Raw genomic sequence first — 22,784 nt, forward strand, 5'->3', positions numbered from 1 at the left:
GATTTCAAACCCCGCTTCGGGATGTCGAGGCGGGGTTTTCTTATGGTTGGTTAGTGCCAAGGATGTGCCTTGATGTAATCAATGAAGGCCCGCAAGGGGCTTGGGACAAGTCTGCGATCCGGGTAGTAAAGCTTTGGCCCCGGAAAGCTTAGCCACCAGTCTTTCATGACGGGAACAAGACGCCCGTCATCAAGATAGGGATTGAGCCAGTCTTCAAACAGGTAAATGATCCCGGTTCCGGCACAGGCCGCATCAATCGCAAGATCGGTACCGCCGCCCGGACGCACCAGAAGCGGCCCATCGGGATTAACCACGATCAGATCATCGCCGCGCTCAAATTCCCATTCCATCATAGCCCCACTGGGAAACCGCCCGCGAATACAGGCATGCTTCAGAAGGTCGCGTGGATGTTCCGGCGTGCCATGTGTTTCAAGATAGGCAGGCGACGCAGCCAGAGCATAGCGTTGCGTGGCAGGACCAATCGTAACCGCTATCATGTCGAGTTCAAGCGCTTCGTCATAGCGAATGCCAGCGTCACAGCCCTCAGCCAGCACATCGACAAAGCTTTCCTCGGTCAGAATCTCGACCCGGATATCGGGATAGGCGGCCAGAAAGTCCGGCAGGATCTTGGGCAGGATCAATCGCGCGACCACTGTGGGCACATTAAGTTTCAGGTTGCCGACAGGCCTGTCGCGGAAGCTGTTGACCACATCAAGGGCCAGTTCCATCTCGTCAATCGCGGGCGACAATCGATTAAGCAGCCCTTCGCCGGCCTCGGTCAGGGTGACGCTGCGTGTGCTGCGGTTAAACAGCCTGACACCAAGCTGTGCCTCAAGCCGTCGGACTTGCTCGGAAAGCCGTGATGCACTGCCGCCACTGGCGCGTGCGCCCTCGCGAAAGCCGCCTGCGCGGGCAACGGTGACAAAGGCGGTGATTGTTGCGAGATCAAGTTTCATTGTTCTTAAATCCGTACAGCTTGTTTAAATTGTAGCGGATTGTTGATCACTGATGCAATCGGTAGCCTTCCCGCATGTCCAATTTCCAGACAGCCAAGGAGGCTTTCATGAGTGATTTGAAACAGGCAGGAACCTTTACCATCGGGGATCGCCGCGTAAAGCGCATGGGGTATGGCGCGATGCAGCTGGCAGGTCCGGGTGTGTTTGGTCCACCCAAGGACAAGGAAGCCGCGATTGCTGTGCTGCGCGCCGTGATCGAGGCCGGTGTTGATCACATTGATACCAGTGATTTTTACGGGCCGCATATTACCAACCAGCTGATCCGCGAAGCTCTTCATCCCTATCCGGATGACCTGACGATTGTTACCAAGATCAGTGCAAAGCGTGGTGACGACGGATCCTGGTTACCGGCCCTGAGCCCGGAAGAACTGACCAATGCCGTGCATGACAATCTGCGCAATCTTGGCTTGGATGTTCTTGATGTGGTCAATTTCCGCTCCATGCATGGCCTGCATGGTCCGGCAGAAGGATCGATTGAAGAACAGGTCAGTGTTCTGGCGGAACTGCAGGAGAAAGGCCTTATCAGGCATATTGGTCTTTCGAATGTGACGGCCAAACAGATCGAAGAAGGTCGCAAGATCTGCGACATCGTTTGTGTCCAGAACCAGTATAATCTGGCGTATCGCGGCGATGACACATTGATTGATCAGCTGGCCAAGGATGGCATCCCCTATGTGCCATTCTTCCCGCTTGGTGGTTTTACGCCGCTTCAATCTGACACGCTTTCAGGCGTTGCGAAGCGTCTGGACGCGACGCCGATGCAGGTTGCCCTTGCTTGGTTGTTGCAGCGATCCCCCAACATCTTGCTGATCCCCGGGACTTCCTCACTGGATCATCTCAAACAGAACCTTGCATCTGTCGAGCTGTCGCTACCTGCTGATGCGATTGCCGAACTGGACGGGATCGCGGGGCAGTCCCAAGCCTGATCCTTATCGGCATCACCGGATTTTGTGCATTTCCGGTGATGCCATTACGGGCCTGCATGTGCTAAAGCAAACGCACGTATGAATTTGCTTGCCCGGAGGAGACCGGAAATGAAGATCGGGATTGTTGGATGTGCTGGCCGTATGGGGCGGATGCTGGTGAATGAAACCGCCAAGACCAAGGGCTGTGAAGTTGGTGGCGGCACCGACCTGCCCGGAAGCCCGTTCATCGGCAAGGACGTCACCCTGATCGCCGGTCTTGAAGAAAGCGGCGTTGTCGTCGGTGACGATCCCAAGGCGCTGTTTGAAGCGGTTGATGCGGTGATTGATTTCACCGCCCCGGCTGCGACCATGAAGCACGCGAAACTGGCCGCAGAAACCGGAACCATCCTTGTGATCGGCACCACCGGCCTTTCCAATGATCAGAAGGACGAGCTGAAAGTCGCAGCCCAAAAGGCCCCGATCATTTTTGCCCCGAATATGAGTGTCGGTGTAAACCTTGCCTTTGCGCTGGTCGAGAAGGTGGCAAGCATCCTTGATAAGGATGTCGCAGACATCGAAATCGTTGAAATGCACCACAAACACAAGGTCGATGCGCCGTCGGGTACAGCACTCGGTCTGGGTGAAGCCGCTGCCAAGGGCCGTGGTGTGAACCTTGATGAAGTTTCCGTCCGATCGCGTGATGGTCATACCGGTGCACGCGAAGACGGCACCATCGGCTTTGCGACCCTTCGCGGTGGCGATGTTGTCGGCGATCACACGGTGGTCTTTGCCTGCGAGGGCGAGCGGATCGAGATCACCCACAAGGCATCCTCACGCGAAGTCTTCGCCAAGGGTGCGGTTCGTGCGGCGAAATGGGCCGAAGGGAAGGCGCCGGGGCTTTATTCCATGCGTGAAGTACTGGGACTCTAAGCGTTTAGCACGCTTAAGCTGAACTGATACGAAAAGACCCCGCTGCAATGATCTGCAGCGGGGTCTTTTTTTGTGGTTTTAGGTACCCGGACTAGTGGGCGTCGGCCCAGCTATCGCCAATGCCAGCGTCCGCAATAAGCGGTACCGACAGATGGGCCGCGTTTTCCATGACCTCGCGGATGGTTTTGATCGCCTTTTCGGTTTCGTCTTCCGGGGCTTCAAAGATCAATTCATCGTGGACCTGAAGCAGCATGCGGGTCTTGAGCCCGGCATCAAGCAAGGCACCGGGCACCGCGATCATCGCGCGTTTGATGATGTCGGCAGCCCCGCCCTGAATGGGCGCGTTGATGGCAGCACGTTCGCCAAAGCTTCGGCGCATGCCGTTCTTGTCATTGATGCCGCTGATATGGATATGGCGGCCAAACAGGGTGCGGACAAAGCCGTGCTTTTTGGCGAATTCCTTGGCCTCATCCATGTAGTCGCGGATGCCCGGATAAATCTCGAAATAGGCTTCGATGAATTCCTTGGCTTCCTTCTGGGCAATGCCAAGCTGATTGGCCAGACCAAAGGCCGAGATGCCGTAAATGATGCCGAAGTTGATCGCCTTGGCCTTGCGGCGGACCATCGGGTCCATGCCCTCGATCGGGACGCCAAAGACCTTTGATGCGGTCGCGGCGTGGATATCCTCGCCGTTTTTAAAGGCATCGCGAAGTGCTTCGATTTCGGCGACGTGGGCCAGAAGGCGCAGTTCGATCTGCGAATAGTCGGCAGAAATAAGCTTGTAACCCGGCTCGGCGACAAAGGCGGTGCGGATCTTGCGGCCTTCCTCGCTTCGGATCGGGATGTTTTGCAGGTTCGGGTCATTGGATGACAAACGCCCGGTATTGACGTTGGTCTGACCGTAGCTGGTGTGCACACGCCCGGTATTGGGATTGATGTGATGAGCCAGAGCATCTGTGTAGGTGCTTTTCAGCTTGGAAAGCTGACGCCATTCCAGAAGCTTGGCCGGCAGGTCATGACCCTGGGCGGCGAGCGCTTCAAGCACATCCGCCCCGGTCTGCCAGGCGCCGGTTTTGGTTTTTTTCCCGCCCGGCAGGCTCATTTTATCAAACAGGATCTCGCCCAGCTGCTTGGGACTGCCAAGATTGAACGGCTCGCCCGCCATTTCGTGAATGGTTTCTTCAAGGGCGGCCATGCGTTTGGCGAAATCATCAGACAGGGTTTTAAGGATTTCGGCATCGACCTTGACGCCAAGCCCTTCCATTTCGGCCAGAACCGGGACCAGCGGGCGATCAAGCGTCTCATAGACGCTGGCCATATGTTCTTGGGCGATGCGGGGCTTGAGCAACCGGTGCAGGCGCAGCGTGATATCGGCATCCTCGGCCGCGTAATCCAGCGCCTTGTCGAGCGGGACCTGATCAAAGGTGATCTGGGTCTTGCCGCTGCCGCAGACGTCCTTAAAGGAAATCGGTTTGTAATCAAGATGCAGCTCGGCCAGTTCATCCATGCCGTGCCCGTGGCTGGTGCCATCAAGCACATAGGACAGCACCATGGTGTCATCCATCGGCGCGACCTTGATGCCGTGACGGGCCAGAACGATCATATCGTATTTAAGGTTCTGACCGACCTTGAGCACGCCCGGATCTTCAAGCAGCGGCTTGAGTAGCTCGATCGCGCGTTCAAGCTTGATCTGCTTGGGTGCGTCCTTGCTTTCTGCGGGGTTATCGCCAAAGTCAAATCCGCCCTGTGCTTCGCCGCTGACATGACCGAGCGGGATGTAGCAGCCATTGCCGGGCTCGGTCGACAGCGAAACGCCGACCAGTTTGGCCGTATGGGCATCAAGCGATGTGGTTTCGGTATCGACCGCAACTGTTCCAAGGTATTCTGCTTCGGAAATCCAGTGCTTTAGACGATCTTCATCCTGCACCAGTTCATATTCGGCCTTTTCGACCTTGATATCATTAACGCCAATGCCGGCGGCCGTAGGGCTTTCAAATTCAACATCACCGCCGAATTTCGACTTTACTTTAGAAAGCAATGATTTAAAGCCGTGACTTGCGATGAAGCTTAAAAGAACTTCCGGATCGGGTTCGCGCAATTCGAAGTCGCCCAGCGGTTCGACCACCGGCACATCGGTTTTGAGCGTCACCAGATCGCGCGAAACGCGGGCAAGTTCGGCATTCTCGATCAGTTTCTCGCGGCGCTTGGGCTGTTTGATTTCCCCAGCGCGCTCCAGTAGAGAATCAAGATCGCCATATTCATCAATCAGTTGGGCGGCGGTTTTAACGCCAATCCCGGGCACACCCGGTACGTTATCAACGGAATCACCAGCAAGCGCCTGAATATCAATGACCTTGTCCGGGCTGACGCCGAATTTCTCAAGCACTTCGGCAGTCCCGATGGTGCGATTCTTCATCGCATCAAACATTTGCACCCGATCGGTGACAAGCTGCATGAGGTCCTTGTCCGAAGACACGATAATCACGTCAGAACCTTCGGCCTCGGCCTGGCGGGCATAGGTCGCGATCAGATCGTCGGCCTCGTAGCCTTCAAGTTCGATCGACGGCAGGTTAAAGGCCCGCGTCGCATCGCGGATCAGGCCGAATTGCGGGACCAGTTCTTCGGGGGGCGGCGGCCGGTGTGCCTTGTATTCCGGGTAAAAATCGTTTCGGAACGACTTGCCCTTTGTGTCAAAGATCACCGCCATATGGTCGGGTTTGGTATCTTCGCGCAGCTTCATCAACATGGTGCAGAAGCCATAAACCGCATTCACCGGCGTGCCATCGGGGCTCGTCATCGGCGGCAGGGCGTGGAAAGCGCGGAAAATAAAGCCGGAACCGTCAACCAGAACGACGCGACGCGGGGATTTGTCGGCGGACGAACCGGTGCTGGACGGGGCGGAATCTGTCATGCGTTTCGTGCTCTTTTATGCTTTGAAATGATTGGCCCGAAGAATGCCCGATCCGGGCCATGAAGTCGAGTGCCGCCTGAGGATTTCGGGCAAAAACAGCCAAGCCTCCTGACAGAAATGTCCATGTGATTGCCGGGCAAATCAAAGCCTGCTTCCTGTATTGTTTCGAATTCGAAACATGAAGGGTAAGGCCCTCATTTCCCGGGTTTTTTAGCATCATTCTTCTTTGTGCTTATCAGCCTGCTCCGGGGTTGCTATTGTAGCGGGTAACTTCATCCCAAGGGACATGGGAGAGCGGGTTCGTGGCCCGGAAAACAAGCAAGCCGGAATTTTTGCCAAAAGGCATCGGCGTGGAAACTGCAGGTCCGGCGCGTGAGCTTTCAGATGACATGAAGCTCGCCAGTCGGAAACGCAAAAAGCAGAAAGACCGTCGCAAGGCGAACGGTTCAGGATGGCGCAGCTTTTTTAGCGTCAATGTATGGCTGCGCTTTATTCTGACCTTTGGCAGTTTTGGCCTGATCGTCCATGGCCTGTTTGTGGTTTTCGGTATTTACGAACGCAATCAACGCCTTGCCAACTTTGATCATTTCATCTTGCTGATCAAACTCGTGGTGTTTGTCGCGCTGATGTATCTGTTCTATGCGATGCTGATGCATTACGGCCCGATCCGCCACAGGGTGCGTGGGATCTTCTTCTTGGCACTGGCACCAGTGGCTGCCCTTTGCATCTTCATGATCTATGGCGGCGGCCAGATATTTGGCAGTTTCCTGCCGGTTCTGCAGTTCCTGACCCTGACTGTGGGTGTGGGCGGATTTCTGCTTTATGTGCTGGGCTATACCTGGATTACCGGCCGCAAGGTCAAGCGCGAGGCCGCGAAAAACGGCGATCCCGGCCTGACCAAAAATGATGCAGCGGGCAAGGGCGGAAGAGGCCTGCCACCCCCGGTTCAGGGCGATCGCCGCCGCGTGCACAAGGCAGGCAACCTGCGCCTGCGCAGCACGGATGGCGCTGACGGGTCGACAAATGGCACCGCACGCCGCAAGATCGAATTGCCTGACGTCTGACCGTACTGTTCAACTATGATTTCAACAGCTTGCGGAATATCCATAATGCCAAATATTAGGATTTATGGATAATCACCTGCGAAAGGGACGGGAAATGTGATCCGCCCTTATCGCAGATGATGATCCGGATTTTGAAAGCGAAGATATATCAGTGTTTTATGATATCTTCTTCAATCAGCTTTTCACCAAGGCATCGAGCAGTCGAACGACTTCACGCGAGGCGCTTTCAACCTTGCCATAAAGTTCCAGTGCACCTTCGACATCCCCGTCGTTATAGCGTTTGACGGCCTCGATCCCGCATTCATGCACGATCTTGTGCGGACCTTCGATTTCCTTATAGGCCGCAGAACCGGCAAGCGCCTTGCCCTCGGGGCTGTAGTACCATTTGCCCAATCGGCAGCTCATATGACTTGCCAATTCGTCGGCATAAAGGGCCTGACGACCGGCGAGCATGTCTGCCAGACGTTTCTTCCAGATAACGTGGTCAGACTTGGCAATGCGAATGGCCTTCTTGGGAATGTCGAACTCGGCCAAGGCACCAATTTGCTGACCAACCTTGGTGACGACAGAGTCCGTCGCACTGATGCTGGTTTCGATGCGTTTGACGTTATCGGCCGTATCGGCGGCGATATTTGCCACACGGTCTGAAACTTCTGCTGCGACCTGTTCCTGCTGTTCGAGAATGGCCGCGATGTCGCCCATACGGTCCGTGACGTCTGAAACCATGTCGCCAATGTCGTTCATCGAGCCGACGGCCTCGTTCATTGAGGCATCGCCAGCCTCAACAGCCTCGGCGCCAGTGCGCATTGCTTCGACAATGCCGCCGATTTCTTCGCGCAGCATGACGATATTGTCGCGAATATCGACCGTGGCTTTGGCTGTTTGGCTTGAAAGGTTTTTCACTTCACCGGCAACCACGGCAAACCCCTTGCCAGCTTCACCGGCACGCGCGGCCTCAATCGTGGCGTTAAGTGCAAGCAGGTTGGTTTGGGATGCAATATTTTCAATGGTTTCGACCATCGCGCCGATCTTTTCAGAGGTCTCGGCAAGCGATTCTACGCGTTTGGTCGCGTCATTAACCGCATGGGCCACCCGGCGCATGTTTTCCGCCGTGTTTGAGATGGTATCTGCCCCGCCTTGCGCGGTGTTGCGCGCGCTTTGCGACTTTTCGGCGATCTCGCGGGAATTCTCGCTGATGGTTGTAATGCCGGTCGCCATTTCTTCAACAGCGGCTGCGATTGACTGGGCCTGACCGTCAATGTCGGCCATTTCTTTCATCAGGGTTGAGTTAATCACAGCCACTTCGTTGATCGACATCGATAGATCGACGTTCTGATCAAGCATCTCGTCGGCAAACTTGTTGCTTGCGCTGTTTTGAATTTCGGCGAAACGCTGCTGACACAGCGCATGCGTGAGAACTTCCTGTGACTGCAGAAATGCCGTTTGCGATGCATTGATCATGGCTGCTGCCTGACCAGGCTTCCAGCGTGATCCGGCAAGAAGGATTGCCGTGACTTTCTCAAGTGCTGCGGCATAGACGTTGGCGATATCACTGCCGTCCATCTCGGACTTGAAGAAAGTCGCAGCAAGGCGATCGACCGCCGGGCTTTGAGCAAACTCGCTGTCATAGCCAAGAACGGACATCCAGTAGGGAAGCAGTTCCTGACTGTCTTCGTTGATACTAAACCGCCCGGAAAAGTCGCTGACAACTGCAGCAAGCGCCTTTTCAACGTTGGATTTGAAGGTCAGAGGCAATGACGCAGAAATAACTGCGACCGAGCCGGATGGCACATCAGTGCGCCCGCTTGATTTGGCAAGAGTAGACATTCTTGGCGTTCCCTGTGCGTCGGTTTGAATTTGTACCGACTGATATATTGTTTTAGTTGAGTGATTGCACTCCCCGAATGGGGAGGTTGTTACAGTTAAAGGATAGTATCAATCCAAACTGTAGGATAATTCAGGAATGATTGTCCAGAACCAGACCCGCAAGATAAAGCGAGCCGAGAATCAGCACGCGTTTGGGTCGCGGGCAGGCATCCAGAAGCGGGGTAATGGCCGCTTCGAACCCGTCACAGGAAAAGGCCGGGGTAATTCCGGACGCAATCGCGGCATCGCGCAGGGTTTCAGGCAGGTGGGCCTGATGCTCGCCGGGGATCGGCACACCGGCAAAGGCTTTGATGTGGGGTGCTAGTGGCTTGAGAAAAGCCTCGGCATCGCGGTTATCGAGCATGCCCATGATGACAACCGTGTCACCGGCAGGCTGGCGCGATAGCCAATCGGCAATGGCTTCGGCGGCGGCAATGTTGTGGCCGCCATCCAAAATCAGATCGCAACCATCCGGCAGGGCAGCGCAAAGCGGCCCGGAAGTCAGTTTTTGCAACCGCGCAGGCCAGCTTGCTGTTTCAAGGCCGCGGGCAAGGATCTTGGTATCCATGCCGTCACAGCCGGGAATGCGCGCCTTGCACACCGTCGCAATCGCCGTGGCGGCGTTGGTATATTGATGACGTCCGGGCAGGGCCGGATGCGGCAAATCGATCTGATCGGTGCCAATACGAATGGCAAAGCCGTCCTCGCGTTCCTCGGTAACCTCGAAATCATTGAAGATCGGGGCCGAAATACGGTTGGCGTGACAGGCCAGCGTGTTAAACGCCTCAAGACTTTGCGGGGCGGTGATGCACGGAACCCCGGTTTTCATGATCCCGGCCTTCTCAAACGCGATCTTGGCGATTGTATCGCCGAGGAAGCCCTGATGATCGAGCGAGATCGGTGTGATCACGGTTGCTGCAGGTTTATCAATGACGTTGGACGCATCGACACGCCCGCCAAGCCCGGTTTCAAGCAACAGCACATCGGCCGGTGCGCGCGAGAATGCGAGGAACGCAGCAGCCTGGGTGATTTCAAAAAAGGTAATCGATTCCCCACCATTGACCGTCTCGACTTCTTCAAGAAGGTCACAAAGCGCGTCTTCGGAAATCATCTGACCGGCAAGGGTGATGCGTTCGTGGAAACGCACCAGATGCGGCGAGGTGGAGCAATGCACCCGAAGGCCGGCTGCCTCATAGATCGCACGCAGATAGGCAAGGGTCGATCCCTTGCCATTGGTGCCGGCGATATGAATGACGGGCGGAAGCGAAAGGTGCGGATTGCCAAGCTTCTCAAGAAGCCGGGTAATCCGCCCTAGCGAAAGATCGATGACTTTCGGGTGCAGCTTGCCAAGGCGAGCAAGGATTGCGTCGCTTTTGGCCAAGTTACTTATCCGCACTCGGGGTTTTGGCCTTGGACGACTTGGCCTTGGCGTCCTTGATCGGAACTACGGCGGCACCCGGTTTGGTGCGACGGATCATATCGATCAGGCGGCCAAAGGTCGCGTTCAGTTCCGAACGTGGCACGACCATATCCACCATGCCATGTTCCAGAAGGTATTCGGCCGTCTGGAAGTCATCAGGCAGTTTTTCGCGGATGGTGCTTTCGATCACGCGGCGACCGGCAAAGCCGATCTGTGCGCCGGGTTCTGCGATCTGGATGTCGCCCAGCATGGCAAAGGATGCCGAAACACCGCCGGTGGTCGGATCGGTCAGAAGCACGAAATAGGGCAGGCCCTTTTCCTTGACCTTTTCGATGGCGGCCGTGGTGCGGGCCATCTGCATCAGGCTGAGAATGCCTTCCTGCATACGCGCGCCACCCGATGCCGGAACGACGATCAGGGCCGCATCCTGCACGCAGGCCAGTTCAGCTGCGGCAACAATGCCTTCGCCAACCGCGATGCCCATCGATCCACCCATGAAGGAGAAATCGAAAACAGCAATAACGGTAGCATGGCCACCAACTTCGCCATGGGCCACAGCCAGCGCATCCTTGAAGGTTGCCTTGGCCTGGGCCGCCTTGAGGCGGTCGGTATATTTCTTCTGATCGCGGAATTTCAGCGGATCGACCGGAACATTCGGCAGTTCGATGGTCTGGTACTTGCCACCATCAAACAGGGTTTCGAGACGGTCCTTGGCGGAAATCCGCATGTGATGACCGCAATGCTGGCAAACATGATTGTTCTTTGCCAGATCGCGATGGAAGATCATCTGTTCGCAGGATTTGCATTTGTGCCAGAGATTTTCGGGCACATCGGTGCGGCGAACAAGTTTCTGAATCTTTGGACGGACGAATTCAGTCAGCCACGACATATCGGATACTGATCCTTGGTTCTGTCTATATCGGTTCTTTCAAACGCAGCGCCAGCTATTTGCGCGCGTTTCGGACCCCGTTTGCAAGTTCACTTACAAGGCCGGTAACCATAGAGGCGGTCTTATCGGTGGCCTTGCCGTTTTCGTCAAGACTTTCGGCAATTTTTGATACGATTGCCGACCCGACCACTGCGGCATCTGCCTGCTTGGCAACGTCTGCGGCCTGCTCGGCGGTTTTGATGCCAAAGCCCACCGCAATCGGAAGGTCGGTGTGGCGGCGCAGACGCCCCATCGCTTCAATAATCTGGTCATTGCTGGCCGAACCGGCACCGGTCACACCGGCAACCGAGACATAGTAAACAAAGCCCGAGGTATTCTGAACAAGTTTCGGAAGACGTTTGTCATCCGAGGTCGGCGTCGTCAGGCGAATGAATGAAAGACCCTTTTCCACGGTCGGAATGCACAGTTCCGGATCTTCTTCCGGCGGCAGGTCCACAACGATCAGGCCATCAACGCCTGCATTGCGGGCATCTTCAAGGAATTCGGCAACGCCATAGATATAGATCGGGTTGTAATAGCCCATCAGAATGATCGGCGTTTCATGGTCTTCATCGCGGAAGCCACGCACAATCGAAAGCGTCTTGCGCATATGCATGCCGGCATCAAGGGCACGGATCGATGCTTCCTGAATGGCGGGGCCATCGGCCATCGGATCGGTGAACGGCATGCCGAGTTCGATGATATCGGCACCAGCATCAGGCAGCTGTTTGAGAATTTCGAACGAGGTTTCCGGGTCCGGGTCGCCTGCGGTGATAAAGGTCACCAGACCGGCACGGCCTTCTTCCTTGAGCTTGGCAAAGCGTTTGGCGATGCGGTCCTGGCCGCCGATGATAGCGTCGCTCACAATTCTACTCCCAGTGCTTCGGCCACGGTAAAGATGTCCTTGTCACCCCGGCCACTCAGGCACATGACGATGATCTTGTCCTTGCCCATTTTCGGGGCTTCTTTCATGATCTGCGCAATCGCGTGGCTGCATTCCAGTGCCGGAATGATGCCTTCGAGTTCCGAACACAGTTTGAAGGCCTCAAGCGCCTCCTTGTCCGTGATCGGCTCGTAGCGCGCGCGACCGATATCCTTAAGCCAACTATGCTCCGGCCCGATGCCCGGATAATCAAGACCGGCCGAAATCGAATCGGCTTCCTTGATCTGGCCGTCATCATCCATCAGCAGATAAGTACGGTTGCCATGCAGAACGCCCGGGCGACCGGCCGACAGGCTGGCAGCATGGTTGCCGGTATGAACGCCATGACCGGCGGCCTCGACACCGACAACTTCAACACCCTTGTCATCCAGGAACGGATGGAACAGGCCAATCGCGTTTGATCCGCCGCCAACAGCAGCAACAACCTGATCGGGCAGGCGGCCTTCGGCTTCCATGATCTGTTCGCGCGCTTCGTTGCCAATCACCGACTGGAAATCACGTACCAATTCCGGATAGGGGTGCGGGCCAGCTGCCGTACCAATGATGTAGAAGGTATCTTCAACGTTGGTGACCCAGTCACGCAGTGCCTCGTTCATCGCATCTTTCAGCGAGTTCGAACCCGACACCACGGGTTTGACCTCGGCCCCCAGCAGCTTCATGCGGAAGACGTTGGGCGACTGACGTTCGATATCCTTGGAGCCCATATAAACCGTGCAGGGCAGGCCGAAGCGTGCGCAGACGGTCGCGGTCGCAACGCCATGCTGACCGGCGCCGGTTTCGGCGATGATACGGGTTTTGCCCATGCGCTTGGCCAGCAGGATCTGGCCGATGCAGTTATTGATCTTGTGCGCGCCGGTATGGTTGAGATCCTCGCGCTTGAAATAGATCTTTGCACCGCCAAGGTGATCAGACAGGCGTTCGGCAAAATAAAGCGGGTTTTCACGGCCAACATAGTGACGGAGATAGTAATCCATCTCCTTTTTGAAGGCGGGGTCTGCCTTGGCGTCCTTGTAGGCCTGCTCAAGATCAAGGATCAGCGGCATCAGGGTTTCGGCGACAAAGCGTCCACCGAAATTGCCAAAATGTCCGTCCGGATCGGGCAGAGCGCGAAAGCTGTTAGGTGCAGAAGACGTCATGGAAGTTCCCCGTGGATTGGCCGTGATGGCGCTCACGACAGCATAGGCAGGTACAAATGCAGGTACAAATCAGGTGACACTATATGGTTTGCCAGAACGCCAGTGCGCAAGGACCGGCGGGGTCTGACACCATACTGTACCCGAATTGGTGCAGATTGGATTAGTGGGCTGCGTGCTCGGCCTGGGATTTGTCGAAGATATATTTTTTCGAGCAATACGGGCAGACCACCTCACCCTTGTCCTCAAGATTGAGGTAAACGGTCGGGTGCCCAAGGTGACCTTTTCCGCCGTCACAGGCAACATTTAGCGTGCCGACTTTGATTTCTTCGGTGATCTTCATATATCCAGTTCCAAGTTTGCCATTTTCAGGCTTGTATGACCATCGGGATTGGCCACGCACTGTGGACAGCATTGACCCCGGTTTCCCGGGAATGATACCGATTGGGCATATTCAATCAATACTTCCGCGTGCTCATGGCGCCCCATGGTCTTAGCGCAAACAAGCGACGCGGAAAAGAGTGGAGATCACTGACATATGACTGCAATGCCCGACTATGCCATCGAAGTCGAAGGGCTGACCAAGGTCTATAAGGGTTCGAACGGCGAAAAACGTGCGCTTGATAACGTTTCGCTCAAGATCCCGCGCGGCTCGTTTTTTGCCCTTCTGGGCCCGAACGGAGCCGGAAAGTCTACGTTTATCAACATCCTGGCCGGTCTGGTCACCAAGACCAGCGGTACGGCGAAAATCTGGGGCCACGATATCGAAGCCCAGATGCGGGCCGCCCGCTGCTCCATCGGGATCGTGCCGCAGGAACTGAACCTTGATGCATTTTTCACCCCTCGTCAGGTGATGGAATTGCAGGCGGGCCTCTATGGCGTGCCGAAATCCGAACGCCGCACGGATGAGATTCTGGCCGCCATCGGCCTGTCTGACAAGGCAGACTCGTATGCCCGGTCGCTTTCAGGCGGCATGCGTCGCCGTCTTCTGGTCGGCAAGGCGATGGTGCATCCCCCGCCGGTTCTGGTTCTTGATGAACCGACCGCGGGTGTCGATATCGAATTGCGTCAGCAGCTTTGGGCCTACGTCAAGGAGCTGAACGCCGCTGGTGTCACCATCGTTCTGACCACGCACTATCTGGAAGAAGCCGAAGAACTTTGTGACGAGATCGCGATCATCAATCAGGGCAATGTCATTGCCCATGAAGACAAGCGCAGTCTGCTGCGCCGGATTGATCACAAGACGCTGGTTCTGACCGTGAATAACGAACTGAACGCCGTTCCTGATGCGCTTTCGCCCTGGGGGGCAGAGCTTAAATCGGAAAACCAGATCGCGCTTTCGTACCGCCCAAGCAACACGCAAATGGCGGAAATCCTTGAGGCGATCCATGGCTGTGGCCTTGCGATCAAGGATCTCTCGACCGAGGAAGGTGATCTTGAGGACATCTTCCTGAAGCTGACCCGTGACAATAACAAGGAACGCGCAGGCAAGGCCGCCTGATCAATCGCGTTACTGATGACATGCAAAACCCCGCAAATCCTTGCGGGGTTTTGTTTTATCGGCTTTAGTTGCCTTTCCTCACCCCGTGCTGATCCGGTGCCCTGTGTCCTTGCTTGCCCGTCTCCAGATGCTTTTGAAGCCGCTCGTTGCCGTTGTTCTGATCGGGCTGGTTGCGGCCTGTGCGCCGACGGTTCGCCCGGCGGGGCCGCCGATTGCCCAAACCGTGCTTGGGCCGGATGTTTTTGTTGCATCTGATGGCACGGAACTGCCGCTACAAAGCTGGGGCGATCTTGAAAATCCCGATGCGGTGATCCTTGCCCTGCACGGGATGGGTGATTACGCCAATGCCTTCATGGAGTTGGGTGAACAGATCGGCCCAAAGGGCATTGCGATCTTTGCCTATGACCAGCGCGGCTTTGGCCGAAGCCCGTCGCGTCCGTTCTGGGCCGGGGCGGCCAGCATGGTCAATGATGCCAGTGATGTTCTGACTCTTTTGCGGGCGCGCTATCCTGACAAACCGGTTTATCTTCTGGGCAATTCGATGGGCGGGGCGGTGGCGATCATCACGGCGGCCACCCGTGGGCATTTGATGGATGGTTTGGTGCTGGTGGCACCAGCCGTTTGGAATCGCGATATGATGCCGTGGTATCAGACAGCGCCGCTTTCGATCATTTCGCACAGCTTGCCTTGGTTGCCGCTGACCGGGCGGGGGCTTGATATCTGGCCATCGGATAATATCGAAATGCTGCGCAGGTTATCGCGTGATCCATACATGATGTCATCAGTGCGTGTGGATCTGATTGCCGGGGTTGCCGATATCATGGATCTGGCGCGCCTTCGGGCCGGTGATATTACCGTGCCGACCCTTTTGCTGTCGGGTGAACAGGATCAGGTCATTCCGCCCGAGGCGGTTACAGCCCTTGATGAGGTGTTATCTGCGGGCAATCTGCCGACCTATGACCGCTGCCTTTATCCGGCGGGTTATCACATGCTTCTGCGCGATCTGAACGGGCCGGTGGTGATCGAGGATATCCGGCGCCGGGTGATAGGCGGCAAAACCGATCAAAATTATTCCTGCACAATCAAATGATTGCATTTTGACCCACAAACCGTGATCAGGTAGCCTTTTTTAAAGAGTTGCAATGCATTATGCGGGTTGTCGAACCGCTGTTTCGTTCCGATATGCCAAGCAGCGATTGACGGTGCAACATCACTTAACCGGAGGATCAGGACCGGCATGCTAAGGACCATTCGGGCAAAGTTCCTGGGTGTCGCGGCCTTTTTTGTCGTGTGGCTCGTTGTGGCCACCGGGTTCTCCGTGATCCAGTCCCTTGGCATCAATGGTGATCTTGAGGCGGTGTCGCGTTATGTGACGCCGGTCAAGGATTCGCTTTCCGACGTACGTGCGCGCCAGCTTGAACAGATTTCGCTGATTGATCGCTATATGCGCGTGGTCGAAAGCGACGGGCCGCAGACATCGCTCCTGAATGGTATCGAGATCGAGATTGAGGCCAAACAGACCCAGATCGAACAGGCCTTCCGCAAATCCTTTACCTTTGCCGCCCTTGGTCGGGCGCAGGCATCCGGTCACTTTGAAGAGGGTGTGCTGCTTGATCTTGATGTCCGCATGCGCGAATTCGCCGATGTATCCGCGCAGTTTTCGCTGGGTGTTGAACGGCTGCTTGATCAGGTCCGGGCGGGCAACCTTCCCGATGCCGGGGCGCAGGAAAAAACCGTGCGCGGATTGCACCGGATTATCGTGCTTAACCTGCGCAATGAAATCCGCCTTCTTGAAGATTACGCCGCCCAGACGGTGGAAAACGTCTCCAAACGTGAAGATTTCCTGATCCAGGCCGAATTCATCATGATGCTGGCCGCCGTCATTATCGGTATTTCGTTGGCCTATTACATGGCGCATGCGGTGGTGGTTGCCGTGCGCAAAACCACAAACGCGCTTAATGCCATTCAATCGGGCAAGCTCGATACCAAGCTTGAATTCAGTTCCAAGGGTGATTTTGGCCGCTTGGGCGAAGCCTTTAACCGCATGACCCGTGAACTACGTGTACGTTTTCGGATGCGCGAGCGGTTTGGCAAATATGTCGATCCGAAAGTCATCAATAATCTTATCAATCAGGAAACCGCGCTTGAGAACTCCGAAAAGCGCGTGATGACGGTCAGTGTCGTGAACCTGACCGGGTTTGACTGGCTGGCCGAACATACACCGCCGGAAAAGCTTGTCGATTTCCTCAATGATTATCTCACCGCGATGACCGAACCGATCGCCAATCAAAGTGGCATTATCGACAATTTCGTTGGTGACCGCGTCATCGGTTTCTGGGGGCCGCCGTTTTGTGGCGAAGGCGCACATGCCAAACATGCCTGTCAGGCCGCCCTTGAGCAGGTTGCACGCTTTAACGCGCTTAAAACGAAATATGCCGATCTGATCGGCGATCACGGCCTTGAAATCCGCGTGGGTATCGCGACCGGCGAGGTGGTTGTCGGCTCCATCGGCACAGACAAGTCCCGCGCCTATACCGTGGTCGGCGATTGCGTGAACTATGCCAACCGCCTTGAAAAGGCCAACCGGGTCTATGGCACGCAAATTCTGGCATCGCACGAAACTGCCAATATGGCGTCGGGCGAAGTGGAAATGCGCGATCTTGACCATGTCGTGCTGCTGGGTACTGAAAAGGTCGTCTTCCTGTATGAAGTCCTCGCCCCCGGCGGACAGCTTTCCGATGAACGGCGCGAATGGCGCAGCAAATACGAAACCGCCATGGCGCATTACCGTGACGGCAATTTCGATGTCGCCCGCCCGCTTTATGAAGAAGTTATCGAATTTGATGACAGCGACTTCGCCGCCCAGCTGATGATGAACCGCATGGAACGCCTTGAGAGGCGCGAGCAAGACCGCGAATGGAACGGTACATGGGTGGTTCGTGATCCTTATGAACGCCGCGATGTTGAAAGTTAAGGTTAGATTTCGTTTTTCTTGATACTCAAGCTGTAAACAGTCTTGTGTTTTTTTTAAGTTCTTGGGGCCGCTAATTTATGTCTGACAAGATTTTTTATGTTTCTCTGCAAAGAACAGGAACCAAGTCTTTTGGGCAGTTTTTTGCCAATAACGGTTATAAGGCTGTTAGTTGGTCTGTATCTCATGCGAAAAATTGGCCGCAACTATCGATTGACGGGAATTTTCCGGCCATTTTGGAGAGCGAAGAATTTAAAAACGGCGAGATTTTCGAGGATGGTCCCTGGTCACACGTAAACTTGGTGAAATACCTCTACTGGGCTGTGCCCAATTCGTATTTTGTTTACTTTGATCGACCTTTTGAAGACTGGTTTGACTCTATGATAAGCCATTCAAAAGGAGCAAACCCAGGGAATGCAAAACGTCACGCAACTGTCTACAATTGCCTTGAAGACTATTACGGTTTGGTAGATCGAGGGTTGCCTGCGAGACTTGATTTAGCTTCACGGAAAGAAGTTTACCGTCGCGCATTCATGAACCATCGCCTTCAGATCCGCGCATTTTTTGAAGATAAAGATCCAAAGCGCTTCTTCTGTGCCGACCTTTATGACAAAGAAAAGTATAAGAAGCTTGCTGCGTTCTGGGGGCTTTCATTCCAGCACGATGATGACATACATATACACAAGTCAAACCCGAAGGTTTGACTTGTGTAGTTACGCATTAGGCGGTCTGTGGTGCATAGTGCTTCTTAAGAAACTCCAGCGTTGTTTCCGGGGTGATTTGTCCAATGGATTCAAAATCACCTTCTTTGAGGAAGGCACGTACGCTAGATGCGCTAATGACCTGATTTCCGTTTGAAATTCTTGGAATAATATCCCCCCCAATCCCGAAGGTTGGAAGTATTTCAGCCATTTTTGCATTGTATTTTTTGGTGAGTTGGCACTTTGGCTCATCCCCCAGAAAGATCTCGGTTATGCCGAGGCGTGGGGCGATGTATTCGCAGAAAAACCAGGCTTCTACCGAGGCATCTGCAGGTACATCATTTTTATCTTCTTTAGAAAAGTACTCTGGGAAAGTGACCGTAGTGCAGATGTAACGCCCTCCGTCGATCACTTTGACATTCTTGAGATGCGCGAGCCCGTTGCGCACCATCTCTTTGCGGTGTTTGAATGGGAAGAATGACATATCCTCCTCAATGACAAACACATAAAGAAAATCAACTTGCTTTGCCGCATATTCAAGCAAGTGCAAATGGCCGAGTGTAAACGGGTTACAATTTACAGCCACGCTGCCGTATTTTTTGTGTCCGGGGACCTGCACTTCATCAAGATACGACAAATATGTATCGAGACCTTGTGATTCGAACATTTTGCTAAATGTCCGGTACAAAGTGTATTTTTGCAGACCAAGGGCATTGTGAGCACGTGCGTATTGCTCCGCCGTTATTGGGGCAGCATCGGGCTGTGTTGTGGCAGCAGGCTTAGAAAGTCTTTGAGCAATCCGTTCGCCGAAAAGTTTGTTGCCACGCGGGCCGACGTGGGAATGGTCAATGAATAGTTCGCCATGATCGTGTGGTCGACTGAGATTGATGTGTTCGTACTCAATTCCAGACTTTGAAACGAACTCTTCAGGTAATTCAAATGTCGACCAAACAATTACAACATCATCTTTTACCAGATGCTGGTGAAGGATATTGTTGAACCAGACAAGAACGGTTGATCCACGCAGTCCATGGTTCTCAACTTTGAATGTCTTATCTCCGCCTTTACCGGATTTTTGGGTAAGATAGCTTTGCAGGTGGCTGGAAATTGTGTGGCCATCTTCTGAGCCATATCCAAAAACATCTGATGCACCAAATAGCATGACCCGATTATCTGCGTTCTTGGGTTGTCCCACCGTATGGCGGCAGCCTTGGCTTACATTGATGTAAGAAGATTCCATGTCCTGAAGAACAAGCCGCGTTGATTGGATGTGACTTTGCGGGCCATCAAAAACCTGACCGAGATACTCAGTAGAGAAATGCGGGATGTCTTTATAATGTTCTTCAATATGCGGCGGGCAGCCTCTTAGCCACTTTTCACGGAACCCCATATTTTGCCAAAGCTTCATGCCAAGAAGCATGTTTTCCGTTTCGCTACGATTTTTCACACGTAGCACATCGTCATTATAAAAAACGATAAAGCGCGCGCCCTGACTCTCAACCTTTGCCTTCATATATGCAAAGAGGTCGTACATAACGCTTTCCTGAAGAGCCGGTCCGATCGACTGCAGCCAGCTATTGGGCTTGCTTAAAAGGTGTTCAATAAAGAAAAGTTTGTCGAAATACTTGTCTAACGGTTGTTTAAACGCCTCAGATCCGACAAACGTTCTTAGCAGCACAGAAAGGTTCTTGGGTTGGAAAAAGTTTGGGCTTAGTTGATCTTTTGCTTGTCTGAACACATCAAGTGCGCCGTCAAGATCACTCATATGCAAACGTAACTTACATTCAAGAAGGATGGTCGCATCCGCAATGATGCCTCTAAATCGTAGATCAGTCAGCGTTTTGATCGCAGCGGCCATGTTTTCCCGGCTCTCGTAGAAGCGAGCCAGTGCGTATGCGATATCCGGACTATCCGGTGCGAGTTCAAGCGCAGCTTGCAGAACAGGTTCTGTGCGTAATGTCGAGTACTCAGAGGTTGCTTCGAAATCTGCCGGAACAGCAAAGAACTGATCGGCCATCTGAATGAGAGATTTGGCGATATCGTAGGCGTTTGACTGCTGCATTGGAATAACCACTATAAAGCCGATATGAAGCGATATTATGCATGACTGTATTCAACTGATAGCAGAGAAAAATTTATAGATTGGAAATTTTAATCTTTGCAAAGTGCTGTCTGTGCGAGGTTGATGGGCTTCCCGAGTTTGTTTTGAGCGGTTGAACTCCGCTTGCAAAGCAGCTCTATTAAACTGCACTGAAAATTCTTGCTTGCTGTCCTCAAAACCTGTATCACGCAATCCGCTATTAGGCACCCGTAGCTCAGCTGGATAGAGCGTTGCCCTCCGAAGGCAAAGGCCACAGGTTCGAATCCTGTCGGGTGCGCCAAATTTCCCAAAAGTTGCTATACTCGTTTTCAGCTGTCGGATTAACTGCGACGGGACCGTTTTTCCCTGTTTGTTAGCCGGCTGGAATGAGTTGTCGCATTTTTGGGGGAACGATGACGAAGCTCTTTTTCCTATTCACCATTCATCCGGTTTCTTTGGCAATCTGGACCTTTGTTGTCATGGCGATGGTCGTGATGACCGGCTGGGCACATTTCGAAACCCTGTCCTATGCATTTGCAGCAGGCATACTGGGTGCTGACGTAACGCTCGAAGAAGATATCGCTGTCATTCTGGTGGGTTTCGGGGTCTTTCTTGAAGAGCGTGGGCTTCTGACAAAACGGGCCTATGGCGAAGAGGTCGCAGAGAAAGAACACGAATTTAATGAGCTCTAAGAACGCTATGGGGCTTATCTGCTCATTATCGGTTTGCTTATGGAAATCAATGATCAGTGTTTCGAACCACTTCTTGAAGACACGAGTGTTGCCGTGATCGGGGTGATTACGATGGCATTCCTTGATCTGATTGCGCTTGCGCTGGGACTTGGTTTTCTCGCCAAACTCTTTGGTCCAAAGCGTTCGAAAGCCATCTGATCAAATCCGGTTTAGGTGATGGTGGATGTTTGATTTGGGGCTGCGAAAATCTTTTCGTGCCCTTAAGGTGTCATTCTCGGTTTCAAGAATTTGGAAGATCATAGATGCGCGGCTACCTTCACAACCTGTCTGGTCACAACGTGCTGTTTTGTATGGCGGCACCGGCGGAGTATGGCGAATACCTCAAGGAGCGGTTTACGCCTTTGATGATCGGGGTTGGACCGGTGGAGGCTGCAATTAATCTGACGGCTGCGCTGACCGAATTGAAGCTGTCGGATGATTTGCCGGAACTTGTGGTGACCTTGGGGTCGGCCGGGTCGCGGACACTTGAGCAGGCCGAAGTTTATCAGGCGGTTTCGGTATCCTATCGCGATATGGATGCGTCGGTTCTGGGTTTTGAGAAGGGTTGCACGCCGTTTGTCGAGTTGCCTGCCGAAATCGCGATGCCGCATCGTATTCCAGGCATCCCGGAAGCGCGGTTGTCGACCGGGGCTAATGTGGTGTCGGGTGCGGCCTACGACGTGATTGATGCCGACATGGTTGATATGGAAAGCTTTGCCATCCTGCGCGCGTGCCACAAGTTTGAGGTGCCGCTAATCGGTTTGCGCGGCATTTCCGACGGCAAGGAAGAGCTTTCCAAGCTTTCCGACTGGACGGCCTATCTGCATGTGGTCGATGAAAAACTGGCCGTTGCCGTCGATGCGCTCAAGGCCGGACTTGAAAGCGGCGAGATCAGCATTCCCAAACGCTGATCTCACTTATTGCATTTTCGAAACAACTGACTTTTCTCAGGTACCCGCGCGGATCTGATCAAGGGTTTTGATCGGGGTGAGGGCCTGTGGGTCGACCTGGATTTCGAGGATGGCTGGTTTGTTTGATGCGACAGCGCGCTCAAAAGCCGGGCCGAAATCCCCGGTTTTGGTGACGGTTTCGCCATATCCGCCAAAGGCCTTGGCGTAGGCGGCGAAATCAGGGTTGTGCAGTTCGGTGCCCGAAACGCGACCGGGATAGTTGCGTTCCTGGTGCATGCGGATCGTGCCAAACATGCCGTTATTGACGACCAGCGTGATGATATTGGCACCATATTGCACGGCGGTGGCGAATTCCTGGCCGTGCATCAAAAAGCATCCATCACCTGCAAGACAGACCACCGGGCGATCCGGATGGGCGAGCTTTGCCGAGACCGAGGCCGGCAGGCCATAACCCATCGATCCCGACGTCGGGGCCAGTTCGGTGCGGTATTCCCGATAGCGGAAGAAGCGATGCAGGAAGGCGGCATAGTTGCCGGCCCCATTGGTGACAATCGCATTATCGGGCAGTTTATCGCGCAGTTCCGCCACCACATGGGCCATTTTGACATCGCCCGGCGTTTCGACCGGGGTGGAAAAGGCGATGTAATTGGCGTGCGCGGTTTCAATCATTTCATCACGCGCGCGGCCATCCACCGGCTCCATCATGGCAATGGCGCGCAGGAAGGAGCGTTGCGACGCATTGATGGCGACATCCGGGCGATAGACCCGGCCCA

At 54.3% G+C, this 22,784-nt stretch carries 20 protein-coding genes and 1 tRNA gene; 11 read left to right on the forward strand and 10 right to left on the reverse strand.

The annotated features are described in order from the left end of the window. Positions 1-50 precede the first annotated feature (50 nt). A complete protein-coding gene (locus CMO10_RS13495; RefSeq protein ID WP_297023063.1) occupies positions 51-956 on the reverse strand; it encodes a LysR family transcriptional regulator in 906 nt (301 codons plus the stop codon). 107 nt (positions 957-1,063) lie between these two features. Between CMO10_RS13495 and CMO10_RS13500 the strand changes: the two genes are divergently transcribed. Continuing rightward, a complete protein-coding gene (locus CMO10_RS13500; protein WP_297023067.1) occupies positions 1,064-1,942 on the forward strand; it encodes an aldo/keto reductase family oxidoreductase in 879 nt (292 codons plus the stop codon). Between the two features lie 108 nt (positions 1,943-2,050). Next, complete coding sequence (gene dapB / locus CMO10_RS13505) at positions 2,051-2,851, forward strand: 4-hydroxy-tetrahydrodipicolinate reductase (protein ID WP_297023069.1); 801 nt, start codon at positions 2,051-2,053, stop codon at positions 2,849-2,851. Positions 2,852-2,942: 91 nt separating this feature from the next. Here dapB and polA read toward each other — a convergent pair whose 3' ends face one another. Further along, positions 2,943-5,762, reverse strand: coding sequence for a DNA polymerase I (gene polA / locus CMO10_RS13510; protein ID WP_297023072.1), 2,820 nt, complete (start codon positions 5,760-5,762; stop codon positions 2,943-2,945). Between the two features lie 302 nt (positions 5,763-6,064). On the opposite strand from polA, the gene CMO10_RS13515 reads away from it, so the two are divergent. After that, positions 6,065-6,826 carry a hypothetical protein gene (locus CMO10_RS13515; protein ID WP_297023075.1) on the forward strand — a complete coding sequence of 254 codons (762 nt, stop codon included), beginning with the start codon at positions 6,065-6,067 and terminating at the stop codon, positions 6,824-6,826. 174 nt (positions 6,827-7,000) lie between these two features. Here the strand turns inward: CMO10_RS13515 and CMO10_RS13520 are convergent, their stop codons facing one another. The 6 genes from CMO10_RS13520 to CMO10_RS13545 all read right to left on the reverse strand — a co-directional run bounded on the left by CMO10_RS13520 (position 7,001) and on the right by CMO10_RS13545 (position 13,459). Continuing rightward, the gene (locus tag CMO10_RS13520; RefSeq protein WP_297023080.1) at positions 7,001-8,653 is read right to left on the reverse strand and encodes a methyl-accepting chemotaxis protein; all 1,653 of its coding nucleotides are present in this window, start codon (positions 8,651-8,653) and stop codon (positions 7,001-7,003) included. Between the two features lie 130 nt (positions 8,654-8,783). Further along, positions 8,784-10,073 (reverse strand): bifunctional folylpolyglutamate synthase/dihydrofolate synthase, encoded by a 1,290-nt coding sequence (locus CMO10_RS13525; protein WP_297023083.1) that lies wholly within the window; start codon positions 10,071-10,073, stop codon positions 8,784-8,786. 1 nt (position 10,074) lies between these two features. Continuing rightward, on the reverse strand, positions 10,075-11,001 hold the full coding sequence (gene accD / locus CMO10_RS13530; RefSeq protein WP_044829829.1) for an acetyl-CoA carboxylase, carboxyltransferase subunit beta: 927 nt from the start codon (positions 10,999-11,001) through the stop codon (positions 10,075-10,077). Between the two features lie 55 nt (positions 11,002-11,056). Beyond that, positions 11,057-11,905 carry a tryptophan synthase subunit alpha gene (gene trpA, locus CMO10_RS13535; protein ID WP_297023089.1) on the reverse strand — a complete coding sequence of 283 codons (849 nt, stop codon included), beginning with the start codon at positions 11,903-11,905 and terminating at the stop codon, positions 11,057-11,059. Next, positions 11,902-13,119: a tryptophan synthase subunit beta gene (gene trpB / locus CMO10_RS13540; protein ID WP_297023092.1), complete on the reverse strand. Its 1,218-nt coding sequence runs from the start codon at positions 13,117-13,119 to the stop codon at positions 11,902-11,904. The genes trpA and trpB overlap by 4 nt, the downstream gene beginning before the upstream one ends. A gap of 160 nt (positions 13,120-13,279) precedes the next feature. Continuing rightward, entirely contained in the window at positions 13,280-13,459 is a 180-nt protein-coding gene (locus tag CMO10_RS13545; protein WP_044829953.1) for a zinc-finger domain-containing protein, read from the reverse strand. A 195-nt stretch (positions 13,460-13,654) separates the two neighbouring features. On the opposite strand from CMO10_RS13545, the gene CMO10_RS13550 reads away from it, so the two are divergent. From CMO10_RS13550 to CMO10_RS13565, 4 genes are all read left to right on the forward strand, one after another. Next, the gene (locus CMO10_RS13550) at positions 13,655-14,617 is read left to right on the forward strand and encodes an ABC transporter ATP-binding protein (protein WP_297023097.1); all 963 of its coding nucleotides are present in this window, start codon (positions 13,655-13,657) and stop codon (positions 14,615-14,617) included. Between the two features lie 109 nt (positions 14,618-14,726). Then, positions 14,727-15,707: an alpha/beta hydrolase gene (locus CMO10_RS13555; RefSeq protein WP_297023100.1), complete on the forward strand. Its 981-nt coding sequence runs from the start codon at positions 14,727-14,729 to the stop codon at positions 15,705-15,707. Positions 15,708-15,854: 147 nt separating this feature from the next. After that, positions 15,855-17,591 carry an adenylate/guanylate cyclase domain-containing protein gene (locus CMO10_RS13560; protein WP_297023106.1) on the forward strand — a complete coding sequence of 579 codons (1,737 nt, stop codon included), beginning with the start codon at positions 15,855-15,857 and terminating at the stop codon, positions 17,589-17,591. Between the two features lie 77 nt (positions 17,592-17,668). Beyond that, positions 17,669-18,292 (forward strand): sulfotransferase, encoded by a 624-nt coding sequence (locus CMO10_RS13565; RefSeq protein WP_297023109.1) that lies wholly within the window; start codon positions 17,669-17,671, stop codon positions 18,290-18,292. 16 nt (positions 18,293-18,308) lie between these two features. Here CMO10_RS13565 and CMO10_RS13570 read toward each other — a convergent pair whose 3' ends face one another. Next, positions 18,309-20,351, reverse strand: coding sequence for a hypothetical protein (locus tag CMO10_RS13570; RefSeq protein ID WP_297023112.1), 2,043 nt, complete (start codon positions 20,349-20,351; stop codon positions 18,309-18,311). A 242-nt stretch (positions 20,352-20,593) separates the two neighbouring features. Here CMO10_RS13570 and CMO10_RS13575 point away from each other — a divergent pair. The 4 genes from CMO10_RS13575 (at position 20,594) to CMO10_RS13590 (ending at position 22,011) form a co-directional block, all read left to right on the forward strand. After that, a tRNA-Arg gene (locus CMO10_RS13575) sits at positions 20,594-20,670 on the forward strand. Positions 20,671-20,782: 112 nt separating this feature from the next. Beyond that, positions 20,783-21,061, forward strand: a complete 279-nt coding sequence (locus tag CMO10_RS13580; protein ID WP_297023115.1) for a hypothetical protein — start codon at positions 20,783-20,785, stop codon at positions 21,059-21,061. A 39-nt stretch (positions 21,062-21,100) separates the two neighbouring features. Beyond that, the gene (locus CMO10_RS13585; protein WP_297023116.1) at positions 21,101-21,259 is read left to right on the forward strand and encodes a hypothetical protein; all 159 of its coding nucleotides are present in this window, start codon (positions 21,101-21,103) and stop codon (positions 21,257-21,259) included. 104 nt (positions 21,260-21,363) lie between these two features. Beyond that, on the forward strand, positions 21,364-22,011 hold the full coding sequence (locus tag CMO10_RS13590; protein WP_297023119.1) for a 5'-methylthioadenosine/S-adenosylhomocysteine nucleosidase: 648 nt from the start codon (positions 21,364-21,366) through the stop codon (positions 22,009-22,011). 36 nt (positions 22,012-22,047) lie between these two features. Here the strand turns inward: CMO10_RS13590 and CMO10_RS13595 are convergent. Further along, positions 22,048-22,784 (reverse strand): thiamine pyrophosphate-dependent enzyme (locus CMO10_RS13595; protein WP_297023121.1); only part of this gene is annotated, 737 nt, incomplete at its 5' end.

Source organism: Thalassospira sp., from assembly GCF_002709775.1.
Classification (GTDB): domain Bacteria; phylum Pseudomonadota; class Alphaproteobacteria; order Rhodospirillales; family Thalassospiraceae; genus Thalassospira.

Excerpts from the sequence above, each read along its gene's own strand:
- polA (WP_297023072.1), bottom strand. The coding sequence starts at position 5,762 with ATGACAGATTCCGCCCCGTCCAGCACCGGTTCGTCCGCCGACAAATCC.
- CMO10_RS13560 (WP_297023106.1), top strand. The coding sequence starts at position 15,855 with ATGCTAAGGACCATTCGGGCAAAGTTCCTGGGTGTCGCGGCCTTTTTT.
- CMO10_RS13495 (WP_297023063.1), bottom strand. The coding sequence starts at position 956 with ATGAAACTTGATCTCGCAACAATCACCGCCTTTGTCACCGTTGCCCGC.
- accD (WP_044829829.1), bottom strand. The coding sequence starts at position 11,001 with ATGTCGTGGCTGACTGAATTCGTCCGTCCAAAGATTCAGAAACTTGTT.
- CMO10_RS13545 (WP_044829953.1), bottom strand. The coding sequence starts at position 13,459 with ATGAAGATCACCGAAGAAATCAAAGTCGGCACGCTAAATGTTGCCTGT.
- CMO10_RS13585 (WP_297023116.1), top strand. The coding sequence starts at position 21,101 with ATGGAAATCAATGATCAGTGTTTCGAACCACTTCTTGAAGACACGAGT.
- dapB (WP_297023069.1), top strand. The coding sequence starts at position 2,051 with ATGAAGATCGGGATTGTTGGATGTGCTGGCCGTATGGGGCGGATGCTG.
- CMO10_RS13500 (WP_297023067.1), top strand. The coding sequence starts at position 1,064 with ATGAGTGATTTGAAACAGGCAGGAACCTTTACCATCGGGGATCGCCGC.
- CMO10_RS13550 (WP_297023097.1), top strand. The coding sequence starts at position 13,655 with ATGACTGCAATGCCCGACTATGCCATCGAAGTCGAAGGGCTGACCAAG.
- trpB (WP_297023092.1), bottom strand. The coding sequence starts at position 13,119 with ATGACGTCTTCTGCACCTAACAGCTTTCGCGCTCTGCCCGATCCGGAC.
- CMO10_RS13565 (WP_297023109.1), top strand. The coding sequence starts at position 17,669 with ATGTCTGACAAGATTTTTTATGTTTCTCTGCAAAGAACAGGAACCAAG.
- CMO10_RS13580 (WP_297023115.1), top strand. The coding sequence starts at position 20,783 with ATGACGAAGCTCTTTTTCCTATTCACCATTCATCCGGTTTCTTTGGCA.
- CMO10_RS13520 (WP_297023080.1), bottom strand. The coding sequence starts at position 8,653 with ATGTCTACTCTTGCCAAATCAAGCGGGCGCACTGATGTGCCATCCGGC.
- CMO10_RS13570 (WP_297023112.1), bottom strand. The coding sequence starts at position 20,351 with ATGCAGCAGTCAAACGCCTACGATATCGCCAAATCTCTCATTCAGATG.
- CMO10_RS13590 (WP_297023119.1), top strand. The coding sequence starts at position 21,364 with ATGCGCGGCTACCTTCACAACCTGTCTGGTCACAACGTGCTGTTTTGT.